The 703-nt window shown below is 37.4% G+C and carries 1 protein-coding gene; it reads right to left on the bottom strand.

Annotation, left to right across the window (positions count from 1 at the left end):
* Positions 1-78: 78 nt before the first annotated feature.
* The gene (locus tag Q4546_RS19155) at positions 79-495 is read right to left on the bottom strand and encodes a hypothetical protein (protein ID WP_303446858.1); all 417 of its coding nucleotides are present in this window, start codon (positions 493-495) and stop codon (positions 79-81) included.
* Positions 496-703: the final 208 nt, after the last annotated feature.

Here is a 703-nt window from a genome sequence, read left to right as displayed (position 1 = left end):
AATGAACCGCCCTGTGCGGAGCCGCATGCAGGGTGGTGTGGGGGCTGGAGGTTAGATACCTCCGGCTACCCGATTAGTTTACATTTTTGACTCTAGCCACCGAGATGCTGAGCCTAGGACAATCACAATAGGTACTGTAAGCAATGTTCCAATTGGCGGCAATAAAGTAGATCCAACTGTTGCCCAAGCACTCAAAATAAAATCTCCTGAGTTTATTCCTATTAATTCACCATTAGGAATCTGGCTAAGCACATATAAAAACATTGGAATTAAGTAGACAAGAAAATACAAAGTAAACTCTTGAGTAGCCCATTTAAATGTTGCTGCAAGTCCAACAAATAAGCAAACCAAAGATATAGACGCTAAAAATGTATTAGTGCTAAAAATAAGTAAGTAAATATCAAAGCAAAATGCAAAAAATGAAAGTGTACAAATACTGAAAACCCAGGTATTCATACCGGGTATTTCTTTATTTAATTTTTCTAAAATACTCATGACGCTCCATGTAAACTAACAGCTTATTCAATAGCAGCACAATAATGTTCCAGGCTGCTCAATTCAAACTTCAAAGGTACCATCGCTAAGTCCTTGTTGTAAATCGAATATTTTCGCGAATACGTAAGTAATGCTCAAAATACTGCCGGAAAAAGAATGCGTCTTTGTTTACGAGGTCTATACAACACTTTAAAAAATTTCGCAGTAG

Origin of the sequence: Shewanella sp. 4_MG-2023 (assembly GCF_030548015.1) — a bacterium.
Taxonomy (GTDB): domain Bacteria; phylum Pseudomonadota; class Gammaproteobacteria; order Enterobacterales; family Shewanellaceae; genus Shewanella.
Note: the sequence above shows the minus strand (reverse complement) of the source record. Positions and strands in the feature narration are given on the sequence as shown.